This is a genomic window from Candidatus Arthromitus sp. SFB-turkey (assembly GCF_001655775.1).
Lineage (GTDB): Bacteria > Bacillota > Clostridia > Clostridiales > Clostridiaceae > Dwaynesavagella > Dwaynesavagella gallinarum.
In genome coordinates this window covers 49,896-68,478 of sequence record NZ_LXFF01000033.1, presented here as the reverse complement: position 1 = coordinate 68,478, position 18,583 = coordinate 49,896, and the positions used below count along the sequence as shown (strand labels likewise).

23 protein-coding genes are annotated in these 18,583 nt (G+C 26.2%); 2 read left to right on the top strand and 21 right to left on the bottom strand.

Annotated features, from left to right (window positions below; all coding sequences use genetic code 11):
* Window positions 1-27 precede the first annotated feature (27 nt).
* Both A6P36_RS06585 and A6P36_RS06580 read left to right on the top strand, forming a co-directional pair.
* Entirely contained in the window at window positions 28-303 is a 276-nt protein-coding gene (locus A6P36_RS06585) for an autorepressor SdpR family transcription factor (RefSeq protein ID WP_082917650.1), read from the top strand.
* The gene (locus tag A6P36_RS06580; RefSeq protein ID WP_066762286.1) at window positions 290-931 is read left to right on the top strand and encodes an SdpI family protein; all 642 of its coding nucleotides are present in this window, start codon (window positions 290-292) and stop codon (window positions 929-931) included. The genes A6P36_RS06585 and A6P36_RS06580 overlap by 14 nt, the downstream gene beginning before the upstream one ends.
* Before the next feature lie 210 nt (window positions 932-1,141).
* On the opposite strand, the gene A6P36_RS06575 is transcribed toward A6P36_RS06580, so the two are convergent.
* From A6P36_RS06575 to A6P36_RS06475, 21 genes are all read right to left on the bottom strand, one after another.
* Window positions 1,142-1,402 (bottom strand): DUF1292 domain-containing protein, encoded by a 261-nt coding sequence (locus A6P36_RS06575; RefSeq protein WP_066762284.1) that lies wholly within the window; start codon window positions 1,400-1,402, stop codon window positions 1,142-1,144.
* Between the two features lie 30 nt (window positions 1,403-1,432).
* Window positions 1,433-1,810 carry a PH domain-containing protein gene (locus A6P36_RS06570; protein ID WP_066762282.1) on the bottom strand — a complete coding sequence of 126 codons (378 nt, stop codon included), beginning with the start codon at window positions 1,808-1,810 and terminating at the stop codon, window positions 1,433-1,435.
* Window positions 1,811-1,876: 66 nt separating this feature from the next.
* Entirely contained in the window at window positions 1,877-2,272 is a 396-nt protein-coding gene (locus A6P36_RS06565; RefSeq protein ID WP_066762279.1) for a hypothetical protein, read from the bottom strand.
* A gap of 94 nt (window positions 2,273-2,366) precedes the next feature.
* The gene (locus A6P36_RS06560) at window positions 2,367-3,815 is read right to left on the bottom strand and encodes a hypothetical protein (RefSeq protein WP_066762277.1); all 1,449 of its coding nucleotides are present in this window, start codon (window positions 3,813-3,815) and stop codon (window positions 2,367-2,369) included.
* A gap of 70 nt (window positions 3,816-3,885) precedes the next feature.
* On the bottom strand, window positions 3,886-4,761 hold the full coding sequence (locus A6P36_RS06555) for a DNA-3-methyladenine glycosylase family protein (RefSeq protein WP_066762275.1): 876 nt from the start codon (window positions 4,759-4,761) through the stop codon (window positions 3,886-3,888).
* Between the two features lie 8 nt (window positions 4,762-4,769).
* Window positions 4,770-5,393, bottom strand: a complete 624-nt coding sequence (locus A6P36_RS06550) for a redox-sensing transcriptional repressor Rex (protein ID WP_066762273.1) — start codon at window positions 5,391-5,393, stop codon at window positions 4,770-4,772.
* A gap of 118 nt (window positions 5,394-5,511) precedes the next feature.
* Entirely contained in the window at window positions 5,512-6,003 is a 492-nt protein-coding gene (locus A6P36_RS06545; protein WP_066762270.1) for a hypothetical protein, read from the bottom strand.
* Window positions 5,996-6,556, bottom strand: coding sequence for a restriction endonuclease (locus tag A6P36_RS06540; protein ID WP_156507996.1), 561 nt, complete (start codon window positions 6,554-6,556; stop codon window positions 5,996-5,998). Before A6P36_RS06540 ends, A6P36_RS06545 begins: the two co-directional genes overlap by 8 nt.
* A gap of 88 nt (window positions 6,557-6,644) precedes the next feature.
* Entirely contained in the window at window positions 6,645-7,304 is a 660-nt protein-coding gene (gene rpe, locus A6P36_RS06535) for a ribulose-phosphate 3-epimerase (protein WP_066762266.1), read from the bottom strand.
* A gap of 34 nt (window positions 7,305-7,338) precedes the next feature.
* Window positions 7,339-8,028, bottom strand: coding sequence for a DUF4214 domain-containing protein (locus tag A6P36_RS06530; protein ID WP_066762264.1), 690 nt, complete (start codon window positions 8,026-8,028; stop codon window positions 7,339-7,341).
* Between the two features lie 28 nt (window positions 8,029-8,056).
* On the bottom strand, window positions 8,057-9,142 hold the full coding sequence (locus tag A6P36_RS06525; protein ID WP_066762261.1) for a mannose-1-phosphate guanylyltransferase: 1,086 nt from the start codon (window positions 9,140-9,142) through the stop codon (window positions 8,057-8,059).
* A gap of 61 nt (window positions 9,143-9,203) precedes the next feature.
* Window positions 9,204-9,809 (bottom strand): signal peptidase I, encoded by a 606-nt coding sequence (gene lepB / locus A6P36_RS06520; protein ID WP_242861681.1) that lies wholly within the window; start codon window positions 9,807-9,809, stop codon window positions 9,204-9,206.
* A 118-nt stretch (window positions 9,810-9,927) separates the two neighbouring features.
* Window positions 9,928-10,566 (bottom strand): V-type ATP synthase subunit D, encoded by a 639-nt coding sequence (locus A6P36_RS06515; protein WP_066762259.1) that lies wholly within the window; start codon window positions 10,564-10,566, stop codon window positions 9,928-9,930.
* Between the two features lie 18 nt (window positions 10,567-10,584).
* Window positions 10,585-11,958, bottom strand: a complete 1,374-nt coding sequence (locus A6P36_RS06510; protein ID WP_066762246.1) for a V-type ATP synthase subunit B — start codon at window positions 11,956-11,958, stop codon at window positions 10,585-10,587.
* Window positions 11,951-13,729: a V-type ATP synthase subunit A gene (locus tag A6P36_RS06505; protein WP_066762243.1), complete on the bottom strand. Its 1,779-nt coding sequence runs from the start codon at window positions 13,727-13,729 to the stop codon at window positions 11,951-11,953. Before A6P36_RS06505 ends, A6P36_RS06510 begins: the two co-directional genes overlap by 8 nt.
* Window positions 13,730-13,746: 17 nt before the next feature.
* Complete coding sequence (locus A6P36_RS06500) at window positions 13,747-14,055, bottom strand: V-type ATP synthase subunit F (RefSeq protein WP_066762240.1); 309 nt, start codon at window positions 14,053-14,055, stop codon at window positions 13,747-13,749.
* Window positions 14,048-15,049, bottom strand: coding sequence for a V-type ATP synthase subunit C (locus A6P36_RS06495; protein ID WP_066762237.1), 1,002 nt, complete (start codon window positions 15,047-15,049; stop codon window positions 14,048-14,050). The genes A6P36_RS06500 and A6P36_RS06495 overlap by 8 nt, the downstream gene beginning before the upstream one ends.
* Window positions 15,050-15,059: 10 nt before the next feature.
* Entirely contained in the window at window positions 15,060-15,647 is a 588-nt protein-coding gene (locus tag A6P36_RS06490; RefSeq protein ID WP_066762234.1) for a V-type ATP synthase subunit E, read from the bottom strand.
* 17 nt (window positions 15,648-15,664) lie between these two features.
* Window positions 15,665-16,153 (bottom strand): V-type ATP synthase subunit K, encoded by a 489-nt coding sequence (locus A6P36_RS06485; RefSeq protein ID WP_066762232.1) that lies wholly within the window; start codon window positions 16,151-16,153, stop codon window positions 15,665-15,667.
* Window positions 16,154-16,178: 25 nt separating this feature from the next.
* The gene (locus tag A6P36_RS06480) at window positions 16,179-18,170 is read right to left on the bottom strand and encodes a V-type ATP synthase subunit I (RefSeq protein WP_066762230.1); all 1,992 of its coding nucleotides are present in this window, start codon (window positions 18,168-18,170) and stop codon (window positions 16,179-16,181) included.
* Window positions 18,161-18,481: a hypothetical protein gene (locus A6P36_RS06475; protein ID WP_066762228.1), complete on the bottom strand. Its 321-nt coding sequence runs from the start codon at window positions 18,479-18,481 to the stop codon at window positions 18,161-18,163. Before A6P36_RS06475 ends, A6P36_RS06480 begins: the two co-directional genes overlap by 10 nt.
* Window positions 18,482-18,583: the final 102 nt, after the last annotated feature.

The window sequence follows — 18,583 nt, the reverse complement described above, 5'->3', positions numbered from 1 at the left end:
TTTTCTAAATACTGAGGTGAATATTTTGTGAGTTTAAAAGAAACCTTTAAAGCTCTTTCAGATCCAATTAGACGTGATATATTAATGCTTTTAAAAAAAGAAAAACTATCTGCAGGAGAAATTTGTGAAAATTTTAATTTAACCGGAGCTACAATATCATATCACTTATCAATTTTAAAAAAATCTAAATTAATTTTTGAATCAAAACATAAAAATTTTATTTATTATGAAATAAACACTTCTGTTTTTGAAGAAGTAATGTTATGGTTCTCTCAATTTGGAGGTAAAAATGAAAATAAATAAAACACTAGTAATATCGACAATTTTATGTATTATTCCAATGATTTTATCAATCTTCTTGTATAATAAACTTCCTGAAAAAATACCAACACACTTTAACATAAATGGTGAAGTAGATTCTTACGGCAGTAAACTTTTCGTTTATATTTTACTTCCTATAATACTTTGTATGGTAAACATACTTTTAAACATAATTTTAAACAATGACCCTAAAAAACAAAATCATAACGAAACACTTCTTACCATATGTAAATTTATAATTCCTTTAATGTCTTTAATATTTATTCCATCTTCTATTTTAATATCTTTAGGATTTAACATTAATATAGCCATCATAGCACCAATATTTATTTCAATCATATTTATTTTAATTGGTAATTACCTTCCAAAATGTAGACCAAATTACACAATGGGAATAAGACTTCCTTGGACTTTAAATAACGAAAATAATTGGATAAAAACACACAGACTTTCTGGTTTTTTATGGGTTATAAGTGGATTAATTCTTTTATTAACAACTTTAATAAACAAAAATTTATCATTTTATGTTTTAATAATCTCAATTATTTTAACCGTTATAATTCCTTGCATATATTCCTTTATTCTATACAAAAAATATAAAAGAACCTAGAAAAATATTTTTCTAGGTTCTTTTTTATCCGCAGAGACGCTAGCTTATAAACTTAAGACCTGTTCTCCAACAGGTGGGCAATCCGCATAATATATATTTGCCTACTCCGCTTACGAAAACTGGAAGCATGACAGCACTATTAATGTTGGAAATCCCTATTTAAAAATGTAGGTTAAGCATAAAAGCCCCACGTTTACTGCAGACAACTTCTTATCCGTATATAATTTTTTTATACTGTTTCTTTACTCTAAGAAATTCTTCCTCATCTTCTAAAAAATTATACTCAACATTTCCATCAACTAAATCTTCACGCACAACATAAGAATCTTCCGTTGAATCCTTATCGTCTCCAAGAATCAAATATTTTTTATCATCAATAAATATTTCCGCAATAACCTCAAAAGTTACTTTGTTTCCATCTTCATCTTTAAAATCCATATAGTATTTATCATTTTCACTATAATAACTCATTATAAATTTTATTCCTTCTAAAATATTTTCTTAATTACAAATTGCCTCAGCAATAAGTTTCTGTATTTCATTTAAATTTTTATCCCCTGAAAACTCTTTTATAATAGGTTCACTCATTCCACTAATCCAAAACTTAATTTCAGAATCATCATCAAAATGCCCACTAGTTTCAATAGAAAATCTACTTATACTTTTATAAGGAATCGAAAGAAATTCTTTTTTCTTGCCAGTTACTCCCTGCTTGTCTATAAAAATAACTCTTCCTGTAGTAAACAGAATCATATCCCTTACATAAGAAAACGCATATACAATTTCTTCACCTTCAAAAAGAATATCTTTTAATTTATCAGACACACCATCTACATCAACATTTGTTGCGTTTCCTATTAAAGTATTAAATATTCCCATTTTAAAAAGTCCTCTCAAAAAATTTAAAAAGCTTATCCAAGAATATCTTAGACAAGCTCTATTATATCAATTATTTGATTTATCTTCTAGGAGAAAATTACATATATTTTCTCCAATTTTTTGTTTTTGAAGACTTTTTAAAAGAGTTTCTCCATCTAAATCTAAATTTAAACTTTTTAAAAATTCATTAAAATCATTAAAAGTAGGCTTTCTATCATTTAAAATAATATCAAATCTACTATCATTTTTAAATTCATTTATATACTCATTTAAAATATTAAATCTTTTATAATTCATAATAGTAAGAGCTTTTATAATTAAAACAACTTGAGTTGAAGTTAAATTATTATCTATAACAAATTTATTAAAATCAAAGTTCAAATTCATTTCTCTATGAATTTCTTCTGTAATTGCCATTAAAAAATTGACTTTATTATCTAAAACTTCAATACTTGATACCATTTTAATAAGCCTCCATATATTTAAAATCCCAAATATAGTTTGTCTACAAAATCTAATTTTTATGTAAAAAAAATGGAACTAAATAGTTCCATTCTTATATTTGAGACAATATAATCTCATAATTTTTTATATCATTATTTAAAACACTTAATTCTTTACTAATTGCATCAATTAAATAATATTTTGTATCATCTCCACTTTTAGCTTCAAATTCAGACTTACGCATCTCTAGTTTAGTTATACTTTCTTTTGACTTAGAAATATTTTCTTCAACTACTTTCTTCAAAGTAATTTTCTGTTCACTTGTTAACACATCAAGTGTTACATTTTCTACACCTGCTAATTTTATATTATCAATTAAAACTTTATTGTTTTCATCTAAAGAAACTTTTACTCCAAAACCATTTTCATCTTGTAGAACATATCCAAAATAACTTGGAGTTTTACCAAGATCAGAATTTTTTACAACATACTCTGGATTATTTTCAAAATTTAATTTAAAATCTTTCAAACTTTCTACTTTTTCATTGATCTTCTTATCTATTTCCTTAATTCTTTCTTCCATTAATTCAAGACTAATTCTTGTATTTTTAACAGCTTGTTTTTCTAAATTTAGTAAAATAATTTCTTGGCTTAAACCATAAGCCTTAACTGATTCAATTTCTCTTTTTAATTGTTTAATTTGTTTCTCTTGCTCAACCTTAGCAATTTTTGAATTTTCTACAGCCTTAATTTCTTCTAATAAATTTCTAACTTTTAAGTTTTCAAACTCTAAATTCTTTTCAATAATTTCTGATAATTCACCTACAGAAACCTCAACATTTCCATCTACACTATAAGTCCCATCAGAATTAACACTGACTTTAAAAATTTTATTATAAGAATTTGTTGCATAAACTGCTGTTATTAAACTCTCAACTTCTTTAACATCTTGATTTGTACTATTTTCTTCTATTAATTCCATATCACAAAACATTTGCTTATAACTATCTTCACTAAAATTAGCTACACTATAATTTATCCATCCACCTAATTTATCTATCTTATCTTGTAATTCTTTTACCCTTTTATTTATTTCCTCTTCAGCCATCTTAGTTTTCTTTAAAGTTTCTTGCTCTTGTTTTAAATCTGAAATTTTAGTTTGAACATAATAAATATCTTGTCTCAATAATGTTGCTGGTCCATACTCAAGAGTTTCAGGATAATTTTCATATTTCTTAGGATCCTTCTCATAATCATCTAAAATATTTTTAATATCTGTTAAAGCTCTTGTTTTATCACTTTCACTTAAATTTCCTGAATTTATCCTACTAATCTCTTTTGCAACAACTTTAAGAACTGATGGATTCACATTAGATAAATCATATTTCTTACCTAAAATTTCAATACCATCACTTACTTTTAAATTATTTATTTCTTCATCGCTAATAACACATTCATATCCATCATTACTTTTTACATTCATAGCTTTAACTGGAGCTATAACAGCTAATCCCAACAACGTTCCTGCTAAAATTGAAGATAATATTTTCTTTCTGCTCATAAAAACCTCGCATCCAAATTTTAATTATTTTGTAATAAAGACTACATTTATTTCTAAAAAGTTTCAAAATTTAAATTTTAATATTATTTTCCCTTACATAATAAAACAGATATTGTTGAGCAAATCCACTTAAATCCTTAAATAAATTTCTTCCAAAATCACGAATTTTTTTCAAAGAAGTATCAGGGGCAACGTAAAATTTCATCATAGCACGTTTAACCCATACATCAACTGGAAAAGCTGAATATTTCTTCATTGAAAAAAGCATTATACAATCTGAAACTTTTGAACCAATTCCAGGAAATTTTTGTAATTCCTTATGACATTCATCATCTGACAAAGACATTATTTGTTCAATATCATTACATTCATTGAGCATTTTTATAGTATTGAATAAATATTTATCTCTAAATCCTACAGAACAAGCCTTAAATTCTTCTTGAGTAACAGAAGATAAATTCTCTAATGTAGGGAAAAAATAATATTTATCTCCTTTATAAGATGTACATTCTCCAAACTTTTCACTAATATTATTAATAGCTTTTTTTATCATTGGAATTCTATTATTTGATGAAATAATAAAAGAAATAATCATTTCAAAAGGATCTTGATTAAGCATTCTAAGACCATCTCCAAACTCTATAGCCTTTACTAAATACTCATCTTTTTTAAGAGACATTTTTAAAGAGTTATAATCTCTTTCTAAATCAAAATATTCTATCCAAATATTTTCAAAATCCTCTATATTAGAATTATGTATTATTAAATCTTCACCTTGTAGTTCAAGCTCTATAACTCTATTTTTTGCAACAATTATATAAGTACCTATATCTGTTTTCTGCCATCTAAAACATTGACCATTTTCAAAAATATGTGGAAGTACAAAATTTTTTATCTTTTTTACAACAACCTTATTATCAACATAACTATAATTTTTAAAATCCATATAAACTCCTAATCTTTATCATTTATAAAATAAACCAAAGTAAATAAACTATCATTTAAATTAACATTTTCTACCGAAGTTTCTTCAGTTGAACTTAAATCAACAGTGGCAAAATTCCATATTCCTTTAACTCTATCTTTCAAAATATTATACACAGAATTAGTTTGAATTTCCGGAACACATAATATAGCAATATCAACGCTATGAGTTTCTACATAATTATCTAAACTATCAACATCTAAAACTTCAATACCACGAAAAGAAACTCCAATAAGTTTAGGATTAATATCAAATATAGCTTCTATATCAAATCCAATATCTAAAAACTTCGAGTAATTCATTATTGCTTGTCCTATATTACCCGCACCAACAATAATACAAGAATATTTTTTATTTAAACCTAAAATTTCTTTAATTTTTGCATAAAGATCTTTAACTTTATATCCATATCCATGTTGTCCAAAATCACCAAAACAATTAAAATCTTGTCTAACCTGAGAAGCTGTAGAACCTAGCTTAACAGCTAACTCTTTTGATGAAACTCTCTCGACTTCACGTTTCATAAAAGATTCTAAAACCCTTAAATATCTTGGTAACCTTTTTATTACAACTTTAGAGATACTGCTAGACATTAACGTAATCCCCCTTAAGTAATTAAGCTAACTAATTTTTTAACAAACTTTTTAAAAAGCAGTTATTTAATTTTACTCTATTTTAACAAAAAAATAAAATACATAATTAAAAATATACTTACATATTGTAAAATTTACAAACAAATTCTTTATAATTTACGTTTAAATCATTGCCATAAATATACTTAACATCATAAGTTTCACCAATACTTTTAAAAAAATCTATAACATCATTACTTAAAATTTTTGTAGTAAAAATAAATACATCTTTAACTCCTTTACTTTCACATATTCCTATAACTTTACGTGCATCATTAATGGTAAATTTTTCACAACTTTTATTATCACAATACAATAACCTATAAATATTCCCATCCTTTAAATAGATATCATCATTTTTAAAATCAAACTCATATTTATAACTTCTTTCAAAAAATTCTAAAATAAAATCAACAAATTCTCTTTTAGAAAACTCCACAATTTTATCTGAAATACAATTTTTATATTTTAATACATTAAATATTTTAATAGCATTATCTACAATATTCACTATCAATGGTAACAATATTATTATACACATAAATACAACAAATTTTGAAAAACTAGGCATAATTAATAACCTCCTCTTCAAATTTTTCATTTCTCTTACGTGCAAATTTAATTATTTCATAGCCATCAATTAATTCTATTTCATATTTATCAGAATTCTTATTTAAATTTTCTATAAATTCAAGTGCTTCTTTCTCAATAAAAGAATTAGTAAATATTATTCCTTTTCTGATATTATCTTTTATCATAAAATTTAACAAATCTAATACTTCATCATATGTTACATCTTCAAATTCACCTGATTCTAAAATTTCCTTCAATATACAAGATACATAAACTTGATTACCTTCATTTATAAACTTTATATCAACAATTTCTCTTCCTGTAATATCTTGTATGTAAACCTCTTTTGAAAGTTTTTTTTCAATTATGATATATCTACAAAGAGTCAAATAATAGTCCATACCAAATTCTAACAAATCTTTTCTACTTATAATAGAATTTGACATGCTATTTAATTTAAGTTTAATTTCTAAATGCTTTTTAACTGCTAATAAAATCTTATTTAATACAATAAGGAAAATTATTGATAAAAAAATTTTGAATATATACATTAAATTTTCCCCCAACAATATTTTTAGTTTTTAAAATTGTTTCTAAAATTTAAATTTTTATACAAAATAAGGTAGAGATTTAATATCTCTACCTTATTTTATTTATTAAATTTTTTATACTAATTTCTATAGACTCTCCTTCAAAAATATAAGAGCCAACAACTATATCCCTTACTCCAATATTATATACTTTATCTATAGTATCTATATTTATTCCACCATCTACTTGTATAATTTTATTTTTAATATTCTTCTTATAAAGTAATTCATTCAAATCTTCTATTTTACTAACCATAGAATGTATGAATTTTTGACCTCCAAATCCAGGATTTACTGTCATTACTAATATTTTATCAACTATATCCAAAACATTTTCAGTGTCTTTTATAGATGTTCCTGGATTTAATGCAACTCCACAATCTATATTCTTAGATTTTATATATTCAATAGTTCTATGAATATGAGTGCAAGCCTCAACATGAACTGTTAAACAATCAACACCTGAATTTACAAAACTATCTATGAGCCTAATAGGTTCATTCACCATTAAATGACAATCAAAATAAAATTTGCTAATTTTCCTTAAACAACCTATTTGTCCTGGTCCAAATGTTATATTAGGAACAAAATTACCATCCATAACATCAATATGAATTTTTTTTATATTATTTCTCTCAAGCTCTAAAAAATCACTTTCTAAATTTGCAAAATTAGCAGATAAAATAGACGGATTTAATATGTTTTCCATTTTTTCCTCCATTAAATGTTTTAAAATTTATTTATTATTTTCCAATTAAATATTCAAATTGTTTATATTGTATCATTTGTTCTATAATGTAATCTCTAACTTCATCATCTGTATCTTCTAAAATTCTCTCACTATATTTATTTTTCCAGTAATTCAAAGTATCTTCATCAATTGATCTTCTAAATACTACTTTGTGTAGAACCTCTATAAAAGAATCTAGACCTTTATTAACTTCTGAAAATTCATCACTCATAACTATATTTCTTATGAAATCATTAATAACATCAGCTTCTCTTTGTAACTTAAAATACCACTCATTAAACTCCTCTTCTTCAACATCTCTTTTAAGAGCTAATTTGTACGTAGTGCATATATATTCAGAAATAACATCTCCAGCTTCAACAACAAAATCTTCCAATAAATAAAGTTTATTTCCACTTATATATTCTAGATTCAACACAAGACCGGAATATAATTTTCCCACTATAAGACCTGTTATTTCAACAAAACGATCATTAATTATAACATCTATTATAGGAAACTCTAATATATTTCCTCTAAATAAATTATCTGTAGAAACTCTAACACATGTTCTCAATTTAGAATCAACTTTTATATTTTCAACTTTTAAAGTTGGTAATTTTTTTGTATCTATCTTTAATTTTTCTTGCTCCTGGGAATCCTTATATGCTTTATTAGAAAATACATATATATGATCAGACATTATATCTCTCCTAAATATTAATAATTATTTAAATAAAATCACTAAATTGTTCCTTATTTTTTAATAATTCAAACAAATATTTAACTTCTTGTTCTTTTGTCTTATTCATTATTAATATTACATCTCCAGTATTAACAACAATTAAATCTTTAACTCCAAAAGTTATAACTAAATTGTCATTGCCAAAAACTAAACAATTTTCACTATCTTCAGATAAAACGTTTCCTTTAATAAAATTCTTACCATCTTTCTTTAAAGTTCTAATAAGAGAAGTAAAACTTCCTATATCATCCCAATAAAAATCTCCAGAAATAACATATGCTTTTCTAGTCTTTTGCATAATTCCAAAATCTATAGATATTCCTTCTAATTGATTATAAATTTTATTTATAACAATTTCCTCATCTTTTTCACCTATACTTTTATAAATATCAATCATGCCCTTATATATTTTAGGCAAATATTTTTCTAATTCTCTTAAATAAACATCTGCTCTAAAACAAAAAATTCCACTATTCCAAAAATAACTACCATTTAAAATAAAATCCTTAGCAATTTCATAACTTGGTTTTTCAATAAATCTTTCAACTTTATATACACATAAATCTGAAAATTCAATTCCACAATTTATTAATTTTCCAGTTTGTATATATCCATACCCAGTTTGTGGATTTTTAGGTTTAATCCCTATTGTTATAAGACCCCTTTTTTTATTTGAAATATCTATGGCACAATTCAAAATATTATAAAAAAGGTTTGATACCTCTATATAATGATCAGATGGGAAAATCAAAATAATTGCATCTTTATCTTTTTTTAAAAGCTTTATTGCAGCAAGTGCAATGCACACAGCGGTTTCTTTATTTGATGGTTCCACTATTATATTACTTTCAGATATAAATTTTTTTGATTCTACAGCTACTTGACTTTTATATTCTTTATTTGTTATGATATATAAATTTTCATTATCAATAATATTAGAAATTCTACAAAGCGTATTATGCAAAAGAGTTTTATTATTTATTATATCAAGAAATTGTTTAGGTCTATTTACTCTGGATAAAGGATATAACCTTGATCCTTTACCACCTGCTAAAACCAAACCATAAGTCATATAGATCAACCTTAATAAATTATAATCACATTATAATATGATAATTTTATTTACTAATTGATTAAAATACAGAAAATTTTTCAAGTGGACTTATTAAAACAAACGCTTTTCCTATTATTGATTCTTTTGAAACAAACTTGTCCTTCCAAAATCTAGAATCAAAAGAATTATCAATATTATCTCCTATAACGAAATATGCTTCATTTGGCACAACAATTTCTTCATTTAGTTCTATAACATCATATTTATATTCAATATCTAAGTTAAGATTACTATTTTCTACAACATATTCATCATTAACCATTACATTAAAATCCTCATCTAAATGTATAACATCACCTGGAACTCCTACAACTCTTTTAACAAGCACCTTTCCTAGTTCTTCAGAATAAAAAACAATTATATCATCTCTCTTTATATTATAATTATCATCTATTTTTGAAACTATAACTTTATCTCCCTTTTCAATAGTAGGAGCCATTGAATTAGAACTCACAGATACATAAAACATAGAGTTTATAAAATTAAATGCTAAAAAAATAGGTAACACTATAAAAAACAATATCCAAACAAATGTATAAATTAAAGTTTTAGTTTTTAAAATTTTTTTAGTATATTTTCTATTATTTTTCACTCTTGAATTTACGTTAATTTTTGTATATGCCACTACATTACAATCCCTTCTTTCTCTAAGTAATTTTAATTATACATTTTAATTTGTAAAATTCCTATTTAAATTTTATAAACAAAAAAATTAAAGCCACTTAACAAAGTGGCTTTAATTTTTAGCTATTTCTTTCGGCAATCATATTTTTAACTTTCATAAGTCTCGTTAATGCTCCTCTTTCATTTTCGTCAAGTTTCATTCTTATATATTTGATAGTTTCTTTCAAATCTGGAATTGTCCTATATTCTAAAGCATTAACCCTTCTTCTAGTTTTTTCAATTTCATCTGCCATAAGTTGTGTAGATTTTTCAACTTCCGCAAGCTCTAAAAGTTCAGAAAAAACCATTCTAAAATTTGTAATAGCTAAATCTAATTCTGAATTAGTATTAAAAAAACCATAAGAAAACTTATCATTTTCCTCTGAGATTCCACTAAATTTAAACACAGGAACTTTAACACTCATAACATTTTTAATACTAACATCAAGAGCTATTTTATTTGTAGGATAAAATATTGCTTCTTCAAGAAATTCACTACCTAAAACAGCTTTTGCCATAACAAAATCTTTAAAAGATTTAGAAAGCTTTTCTTCAACTTTTTTTCTAAGCTCATTATTATATTTAACAAGTGTTATAAATTGTCTCATAAGTTCATCTTGCTTATCTTTTAAAAGCTTATGTCCTCTAGTAGCAACAACTAATCTTTTCTTTAATTTACTGAGCTCCATTCGTGTTGGGTTAACATTTAATTTTCCCATAATAACTCATCCCCAAGCCTAATCTATTTTAAAATATTTTTCTAAATATTCATCTCTAATTCTCTTAAGCTCAGTTTTAGGAAGAATTCTTAAAAGTTCCCAACCAAGTTCTAAAGTTTCTTCAATACTTCTGTTAGTATTAAATCCTTGATTTAAATATCTTTCTTCAAAAGCTTCAGCAAATTTTGAATATTTTAAATCTGTTTCAGATAACGCAGACTCTCCAAGAATAGATGATAATTCTTTTGCTTGTTTACCTTGAGAATAAGCTGCAAATAACTGATTCATAGTATCCGCATGATCTTCCCTAGTCTTGTTTTTACCAATACCCTTATCTTTAAGTCTAGAAAGTGATGGTAAAACATCTATTGGTGGCAACACACCTTTTTTAAATAATTCTCTAGACAAAATTATTTGACCTTCTGTAATATATCCTGTCAAATCTGGAATTGGATGAGTTTTATCATCTTCAGGCATTGTTAAAATTGGAATTTGAGTAATTGAACCTTCTTTACCTTTTAATCTTCCTGCTCTTTCATACAAAGTAGATAAATCAGTATACAAATATCCTGGATATCCTCGTCTACCAGGAACCTCTTTTCTTGCTGCAGATACTTCTCTTAACGCTTCAGCATAATTAGTCATATCAGTCATTATAACTAATACATGCATTCCTTTGTCATAAGCTAAATATTCAGCACATGTCAGAACCATCCTTGGAGTTGCAATTCTTTCAATCGCAGGATCATTAGCAAGATTCATAAATAAAACTGATTTATCAATTGCTCCAGTTCTAGTAAAATCATCTATAAAAAATTGCGCTTCCTCAAATGTTATTCCCATAGCTCCAAATACTACGGCAAACTTTGAATCAGAGTTTAAAACCTTAGCCTGACGTGCAATTTGAGCTGCAAGCTCAGCATGTGGAAGTCCTGATGCAGAAAATACAGGTAATTTTTGCCCTCTAACAAGAGTATTTAAATGATCAATCGCAGATATACCTGTTTGAATAAACTCTGATGGATAGTCTCTTGCAACCGGATTTATAGCTATACCATTTATATCTCGCTTGAATTCAGGTATTATTTGAGGACCATTATCTTTGGGTCTACCCATACCATCAAAAATTCTTCCAACCATATCTTCAGAAACACCTAATTGGAGAGGTTTTGCTAAAAATTTACATTTAGTAGTTACTGGTGATATTCCACTTGACCCTTCAAATATTTGAACCATTGCTTTTGATCCATTAACTTCTAAAACTTTACCTCTACGATTTTCTCCATTTCCAAGCTCAATATCAACTAACTCATCATATTTAACACCCGATACACCTTCAACCATCATAAGAGGTCCAACAACTTCTTTTACCGTTTGATACTCTTTAATCACCTGTTACACCCTCCTCTTGTATTAATTTTTCAATATCAGATTGTAATTCTTTTAATATATCATCCATCTTACTTAATTCTTTTTCTGGAATATACTTGGATCTAGCTATTTTATCCCTAATTGGAAGATTTAAAATTTTTTCTAAATAAACCCCTGCATTTAATGCTCTTTCTGCTTCAGACTTAAACTTTAAAATTAAAAATATCATCTTATATTGCTTTTCCATAGAAGAAAATGTATCAATTTCATGAAATCCATTTTGCTGAAGATAATCTTCCCTAATAGATTTAGAAACTTCTAACTTTAATCTATCTTTATCTGATAAAGCGTCAATACCAACAAGTCTAACAACTTCTTCAAGATGTGATTCTTCTTGCAAAAGACTTATAGCTTCCAATCTCATGTTGTTCCAATTACTATAATTCCCAGATTTTTCTAGAGAGTTACCAACAGTATCTGCATATAAAGAATATGAATTTAACCAATTTATTGAAGGAAAATGCCTTTTATAAGCAAGTTGTGCATCCAATCCCCAAAACACTTTAACAATTCTTAATGTAGCCTGTGTTACTGGTTCAGATAAATCTCCTCCTGGAGGTGAAACTGCTCCAATAGCTGTAATAGCTCCTATTCTTTCTTCTTTACCAAAACATACAACTTTACCAGCTCTTTCATAAAATTCCGCAAGTCTAGAACCTAAATAAGCTGGATATCCCTCATCACCAGGCATTTCTTCTAAACGCCCTGACATTTCTCTTAAAGCTTCTGCCCATCTTGAAGTTGAATCAGCCATTATAGAAACCGAATATCCCATATCTCTAAAATACTCAGCTATAGTTATACCCGTATATATACATGATTCTCTAGCTGCAACAGGCATATTAGATGTGTTAGCTATCAAAACCGTTCTCTTCATAAGACTTTGACCTGTTTTAGGATCAATAAGCTCAGGAAATTCCATTAAAACATCCGTCATTTCATTTCCTCTCTCACCACATCCAACATATACAACGATTTCTGAATCTCCCCACTTAGCTATCTGATGTTGTACAACAGTTTTCCCTGCACCAAAAGGACCAGGAACAGACGCAGTTCCTCCTTTACTAACTGGAAAAAAAGTATCTATAACTCTTTGACCTGTTATCATTGGTTCTTCAGGTCTCAATTTTCTTAGATATGGTCTACCTTTTCTTACAGGCCACTTTTGCATCATTGAAATAGATTTATCTCCATCTGGAGTTTGGATCACACAAACTATTTCAACAACATTAAAACTTCCTGTTTTTATTTCTTTTACAATACCCTCTATACCATAAGGAACCATTATTTTATGTAAAACAACTGGTGTTTCCTGAACAGTACCTATAACATCACCAAAAGAAACCTTATCTCCAACATTTACTAATTGTTTAAATTCCCAAATCTTATCTCTATCTAAAGAGTATACCTCTACTCCTCTCTCTAAAAAACTAGAATTAGAAGCTTTCATGTATCTCTCTAAAGGCCTTTGTATACCATCAAACATTGATTCAATTAATCCAGGTCCAAGCTCAACACTCAAAGGTTCTCCTGTAGAAATCACCTCATCTCCAGGTCCAATACCTGAAGTTTCCTCATAAACTTGAATAGAAACATGTTCACCTCTAATTTCAATTACTTCACCAATTAATTTTTTTTCTCCAACCTTTACAACATCATATACTTTAACTTTATCAAGACCTTCAGCAACAACCAAAGGTCCTGCAACTTTAACTATCCTACCAGTTTTCAAATATTTCTACTCCTTTCTTATAAAATATTAACTCCAACGGCTTTCTCAACATTATCATTTACTTTTTTAATACCAATTCCTAAACTTCCTTTACTACTAGGTATTAAAACTACTGATGGAATATATTTTTTTTGATATTTATCAATTACATCCATTATTTGTTGAACTATATTCTCAGTAACAAATATAACTGCATAATTTTTCAATGCTAATTTATCAATTATTTTCTTTGCATCTTCTCCACGTTCACATGGAAAAATTTCCAATCCTAATGATTTAAAAATAAATATAGAATCTTTATCTCCCACAATTCCAACTTTATACATAATTTTTTCTCAGCCTCCTCTTTATAGAGTCTGAATCAACATTATTAATTTTGCCAACCAAAACAATTCTAATATTCTTGATTTCATTTTCTTTAGCGTTAATATATCCAATGATAGGTGCCAACCCTGTAGTTATTATTTTAGCATTTTTCAAATATTCCATTAAATAATCATCCAATTCTTTATCTAAAATATTTAAATCATCATTATTCACATAATTTTCAAGTCCTTCTTTAACGTATTTGTACATGTTTGTCATTGAAAATCTATTTAATATATTTTCTTTAGGTTCTGAAAAAATCATTTTCAAATTACTTAATGCTATATTCCCACCTGAAACAATAACATCATCAAATAACGCTCTATTTAAATTCAAATTTTTAATTCTAAATAAAGTTTTTACATTAAACACATCAATTAAAATCTGGATATATTTTGTTAAAAAATCACTACTTATATTTTTAGATTCTTTTAACAACTCTCCAAACATTATTTTATCAATTAAAATATCTATCCTTTGAGGATCTTTATTTTCTTCAAAATCCTTCAAAGTTTTCTTTACTAAATCTCCTATTTCATCAGGAAGAGAAGAATAATTTTCTGTTTCGATAGCAGTATATATAAATTCATTATCAAAATCTTCTATATTAAAGAGAATATCACCTAAATCAACATTTAATAATTTAGCTTTTAACATTAACTTAATATTGTTATACTTATATTTCTTTAAAAATATATTAATTAGCTCTTTATTATCAAATATATCTTTTAAACTCTTAAATAATCTCCCAAATTCTAAAGACAAAACCTGTTCATAATTATAAATGTTTATATCATCTGATATATTTTCTCCATAAACAGTTTCTGATAAAAATTTAAGTACTTCATCTATGTTTTCTAAATCTAACATTCTATTGAATTTTACATTATCTATCAATCGTTTTTCATAAACACGAATCTTAGGTATAATATCCAAATATAACTTTTCAACCATAAAATACCTCCTAATTAAAAAGAAGGTTTGATACTTCAAATTCAATTTCATCTCTAATAGAATCAACTAAGACTTCAAATGAATAATTTATAAAAACTCCATCTTTTTCTAAAATAAAACCACCTTTTAAATTATCAGATGGTTTTACTTCTAAAATTTTTAAATCATCACTAACTTTGCTATTTAAGTCAACCAATAGTTCTGGAATAATATCTGAATAATCACTAGATATCAACAATCCATATTCTCCATTTAACTTTAAATTATTTAAAGTACGCACCAAATAACTTTTAAATTCATCTTTATCTAAATTTAAAAGCTGACTTAACGATTTATCAAAAATTTCATCCAAAACTTTTCTTTTAGCATCAAGTCTATTATTTCTAATTTTAAGCTCACATTTAGAGATCATCTTTTCCCTTAACTCTTTACCTTCTACACGAGCTCTATTAAGAATTTTTTCTTTATAATCATTTGCCTCTTCAATTTTATTTAGAACTATTTTTTCTGATTCCTCTTTAGCTTTATCAACAATATCTCGTTTTTTTAACTCAGCATCACTTATAATTTTATCTACTAAATTTTTAAAATCTGACACTCTTAAATCACTCCAAACTATTTAAAGAATAGAACCATGAACAATGAAGCAACAAAACCTAAAACAGCATATGTTTCAACAAGTGTTGCATAAATTACACCTTTAGTAGTATGTTTTGGATTCTTTGCTAAAATTTGTATTGCTGCAGCTGAAACCTTTCCTTGTGCTATTCCTGAAAACAATCCTGTTAAAGCTATTGGTAATCCTGCCATAAAAAATTGAAACCCTTGCATTACTTGTGGAAATTGACCATCAAAAACACCTGAATCTAAAAATATTAAAAGCCCAATAACAAAACCAAATAAACCTTGAGTTCCAGGTAAAGCTGTTAATAAAATTGTTTGACCAAATTTTTCTGGTTCCTCTGATAAAAGTCCTGCTGAAGCCTGACCTGCTATAGATACTCCCTTAGCTGATCCTACTCCTGATAATCCAACTGCTAAAGCCGCTCCTAATAATGCTAACATTAAACCACCATATTGTACTAAAAATTCTGAAAAAGTCATTTTAAAAATTCCTCCTAAAATCTTTTTATTTTTTTATTCTTATATACTTATCTGTATATTTTAAAGGCATAAATTTACGCCCTCCTCCAGTATAGAATTTTCCAAAAAACTCTAAATACTGTAATCTTGCTGAATGAACATAAGTTCCCAAGGCGTTTATACCTAAATTAAACAAATGTAATGGTATAAGCATAAGTGGGGTTATAACTAAATTAAATGGAAATGGTATTAATCCTCCCATTATATTAAAGGCATTTGCTATAAATCCTGATGCAAGACCTAAAGCTAACAAACGAGAATAAGAAATTATATCTCCGATATAACCAGTAACTCCATAAACTCCATAAACTCCTCCACCAATTTTACCAACAATACTTTCAGATTCACGACCTTGAGTAAATAGAAGTATTAGTACTCCTATAACAATTAACCAAGTAGCAATAGAAGAATTAAACACCGTTATAATTCCTTGAAGTGCAAATACTAATACACCAGACAATATAAGCAACCAAGAAACAACGTCATATATTACATCAATCTTCTTGCCATTTTTAAAATAAACAACCGCTTTCATAATTAAACCTAAAATTAAGTGAACAAATCCAAAAGCTATTGAAATAATAAAAATTGTCATAATATCAGTGTTAACATCAAGTACTACTGGAACATCTATTTTGAAATATCTTTGAATTAAATCTCCAAAATACGCCCCATATAATATTCCCCAAATTATAGTAGAAATACCCGTAAATATAAACAATCTATACGAATTTTTCTTCTCAACAGTTTTAGACTTAACATATAAAAAAGCCGATAATATTGTTATTACAAGCCCATATCCCGCATCTGCCAACATCATACCAAAAAATATTATAAAAAATATTGATATAATTGGCGTTGGATCTATCTCTTTATAAGTCGGGTAACTATACATTTCAAGAACACTCTCAAATGGAGAAGCTATTGAGCCATTTGAAAGTTTTATTGGTACATCATTAGAATTTTCCAATTCAATATCCTTAAATTCCAAATAAAAATTCGAATTAACAACCTTAGTTAAACATTTTTTAAAATCATCAACATTATTTTCTTCAACATAACCTTCACAAATAAGGAAAGAATCACTCTCTAAAAACTTTTGAGAAGCTTTCCCCTTAGCTACATTAGAATTAAAATATTCATAAGCAAATTGTAAATCAACATATTTAGATTCATAACTTTTAATCTTATCTATTAATTTATCTTTTTCTCTTAAAATAAAGCTTTTTTTATTCTCTAAAGTCTTCAAATAATCTGAAACCTTTTCCTCATAAGAAAATACTTGAAAATTAAATCCCTTAAATCTTAAAAACTCAAAAACCTCTTGTTTTATATCATTGTGAACAATTATAACAAAAAAGGATTCTTGCTGCGTAGAATTAAACATTTGCACACTAGACAATTTAAATTCATTATCAAACTTATTAACTATTTCTTGCTCAAACTGTTTAGAAATACTTCCAAAAATACAAGTAGTATATCTTAAATTGTTATAATCTTTAATTTCACCTTCTAAATTTTCCCAATTTTTATTCGATTCTATATCAGAAATACATTTTAAATATTCTGAATCAAGAGATGAGATTTTTGAATTTATATTTTTAAATTCATCATATATATTTTCCCACGAATTTGAATTAATACTTTTTTTAAGGTCCTCATAGTTTATCTCTATTTTATCATCAGTCAAAGACTTAATTATAGGTTGTTTAGTCACATAGGGTCTTAATACTTCCAAACAATATTTTAATTTATTTAAACTTTGTTCATTAAAAATATCTTTCTCATCTAATTCTAAATATTTAAACTTTTCTAAAGCTTTAACGATATTTTCATTTTTACTATCAATTTCATCATTTACATATCTTTCAAAATTTCTAAATTCTAGTCCACCAAAAGCTTGAAGTTCATCTAAAATTTTTAATTTATCCTTTTTCAAAAAATACAAGGAAAACTCTTTCATTTTAACTATTGCCATACATTAACAATCCCCTCAACCACCTTTTTAATAGCTAAATTTTTTCTTTCATTAGAAATATCAAAAATTTCAGAAATACTTGTCTCAGATTTTTTTTCTAAAGAACTTACATACTCATTTGCTTCTTTTTCACAATCTAAAATTATTTTTTTATATTGTTCATCTGCTAAATTGACTATATTTTCATACTCTGCATTAGCCTTAATAAGTGCTTCGTTAAAAATTTTTTTACTCTCTTCTTTTGAACTATCTAAAATAATTTTTGCTTTTTCTTCTGCTTTTTTTATTTCTTCTATTATACTAACATTCATTAAACTATCACCCCAATTTTATAAATTAATATTTAATTTTAAATAAAAATATACAATAATTTTAGTTATTTTTTTATACAATACGCTATTAAAAATTAGATT

Bases quoted from the DNA above. Each gene is read 5' to 3' on its own strand.
- A6P36_RS06555 (WP_066762275.1), bottom strand. From the start codon at position 4,761: ATGGATTTTAAAAATTATAGTTATGTTGATAATAAGGTTGTTGTAAAA.
- A6P36_RS06545 (WP_066762270.1), bottom strand. From the start codon at position 6,003: ATGCCTAGTTTTTCAAAATTTGTTGTATTTATGTGTATAATAATATTG.
- A6P36_RS06515 (WP_066762259.1), bottom strand. From the start codon at position 10,566: ATGGGAAAATTAAATGTTAACCCAACACGAATGGAGCTCAGTAAATTA.
- A6P36_RS06580 (WP_066762286.1), top strand. From the start codon at position 290: ATGAAAATAAATAAAACACTAGTAATATCGACAATTTTATGTATTATT.
- A6P36_RS06475 (WP_066762228.1), bottom strand. From the start codon at position 18,481: ATGAATGTTAGTATAATAGAAGAAATAAAAAAAGCAGAAGAAAAAGCA.
- A6P36_RS06575 (WP_066762284.1), bottom strand. From the start codon at position 1,402: ATGAGTTATTATAGTGAAAATGATAAATACTATATGGATTTTAAAGAT.
- A6P36_RS06480 (WP_066762230.1), bottom strand. From the start codon at position 18,170: ATGGCAATAGTTAAAATGAAAGAGTTTTCCTTGTATTTTTTGAAAAAG.
- A6P36_RS06560 (WP_066762277.1), bottom strand. From the start codon at position 3,815: ATGAGCAGAAAGAAAATATTATCTTCAATTTTAGCAGGAACGTTGTTG.
- A6P36_RS06525 (WP_066762261.1), bottom strand. From the start codon at position 9,142: ATGACTTATGGTTTGGTTTTAGCAGGTGGTAAAGGATCAAGGTTATAT.
- A6P36_RS06530 (WP_066762264.1), bottom strand. From the start codon at position 8,028: ATGTCTGATCATATATATGTATTTTCTAATAAAGCATATAAGGATTCC.
- A6P36_RS06485 (WP_066762232.1), bottom strand. From the start codon at position 16,153: ATGACTTTTTCAGAATTTTTAGTACAATATGGTGGTTTAATGTTAGCA.
- A6P36_RS06540 (WP_156507996.1), bottom strand. From the start codon at position 6,556: ATGTATATATTCAAAATTTTTTTATCAATAATTTTCCTTATTGTATTA.
- A6P36_RS06550 (WP_066762273.1), bottom strand. From the start codon at position 5,393: ATGTCTAGCAGTATCTCTAAAGTTGTAATAAAAAGGTTACCAAGATAT.
- A6P36_RS06500 (WP_066762240.1), bottom strand. From the start codon at position 14,055: ATGTATAAAGTTGGAATTGTGGGAGATAAAGATTCTATATTTATTTTT.
- A6P36_RS06570 (WP_066762282.1), bottom strand. From the start codon at position 1,810: ATGGGAATATTTAATACTTTAATAGGAAACGCAACAAATGTTGATGTA.
- rpe (WP_066762266.1), bottom strand. From the start codon at position 7,304: ATGGAAAACATATTAAATCCGTCTATTTTATCTGCTAATTTTGCAAAT.
- A6P36_RS06495 (WP_066762237.1), bottom strand. From the start codon at position 15,049: ATGGTTGAAAAGTTATATTTGGATATTATACCTAAGATTCGTGTTTAT.
- A6P36_RS06565 (WP_066762279.1), bottom strand. From the start codon at position 2,272: ATGGTATCAAGTATTGAAGTTTTAGATAATAAAGTCAATTTTTTAATG.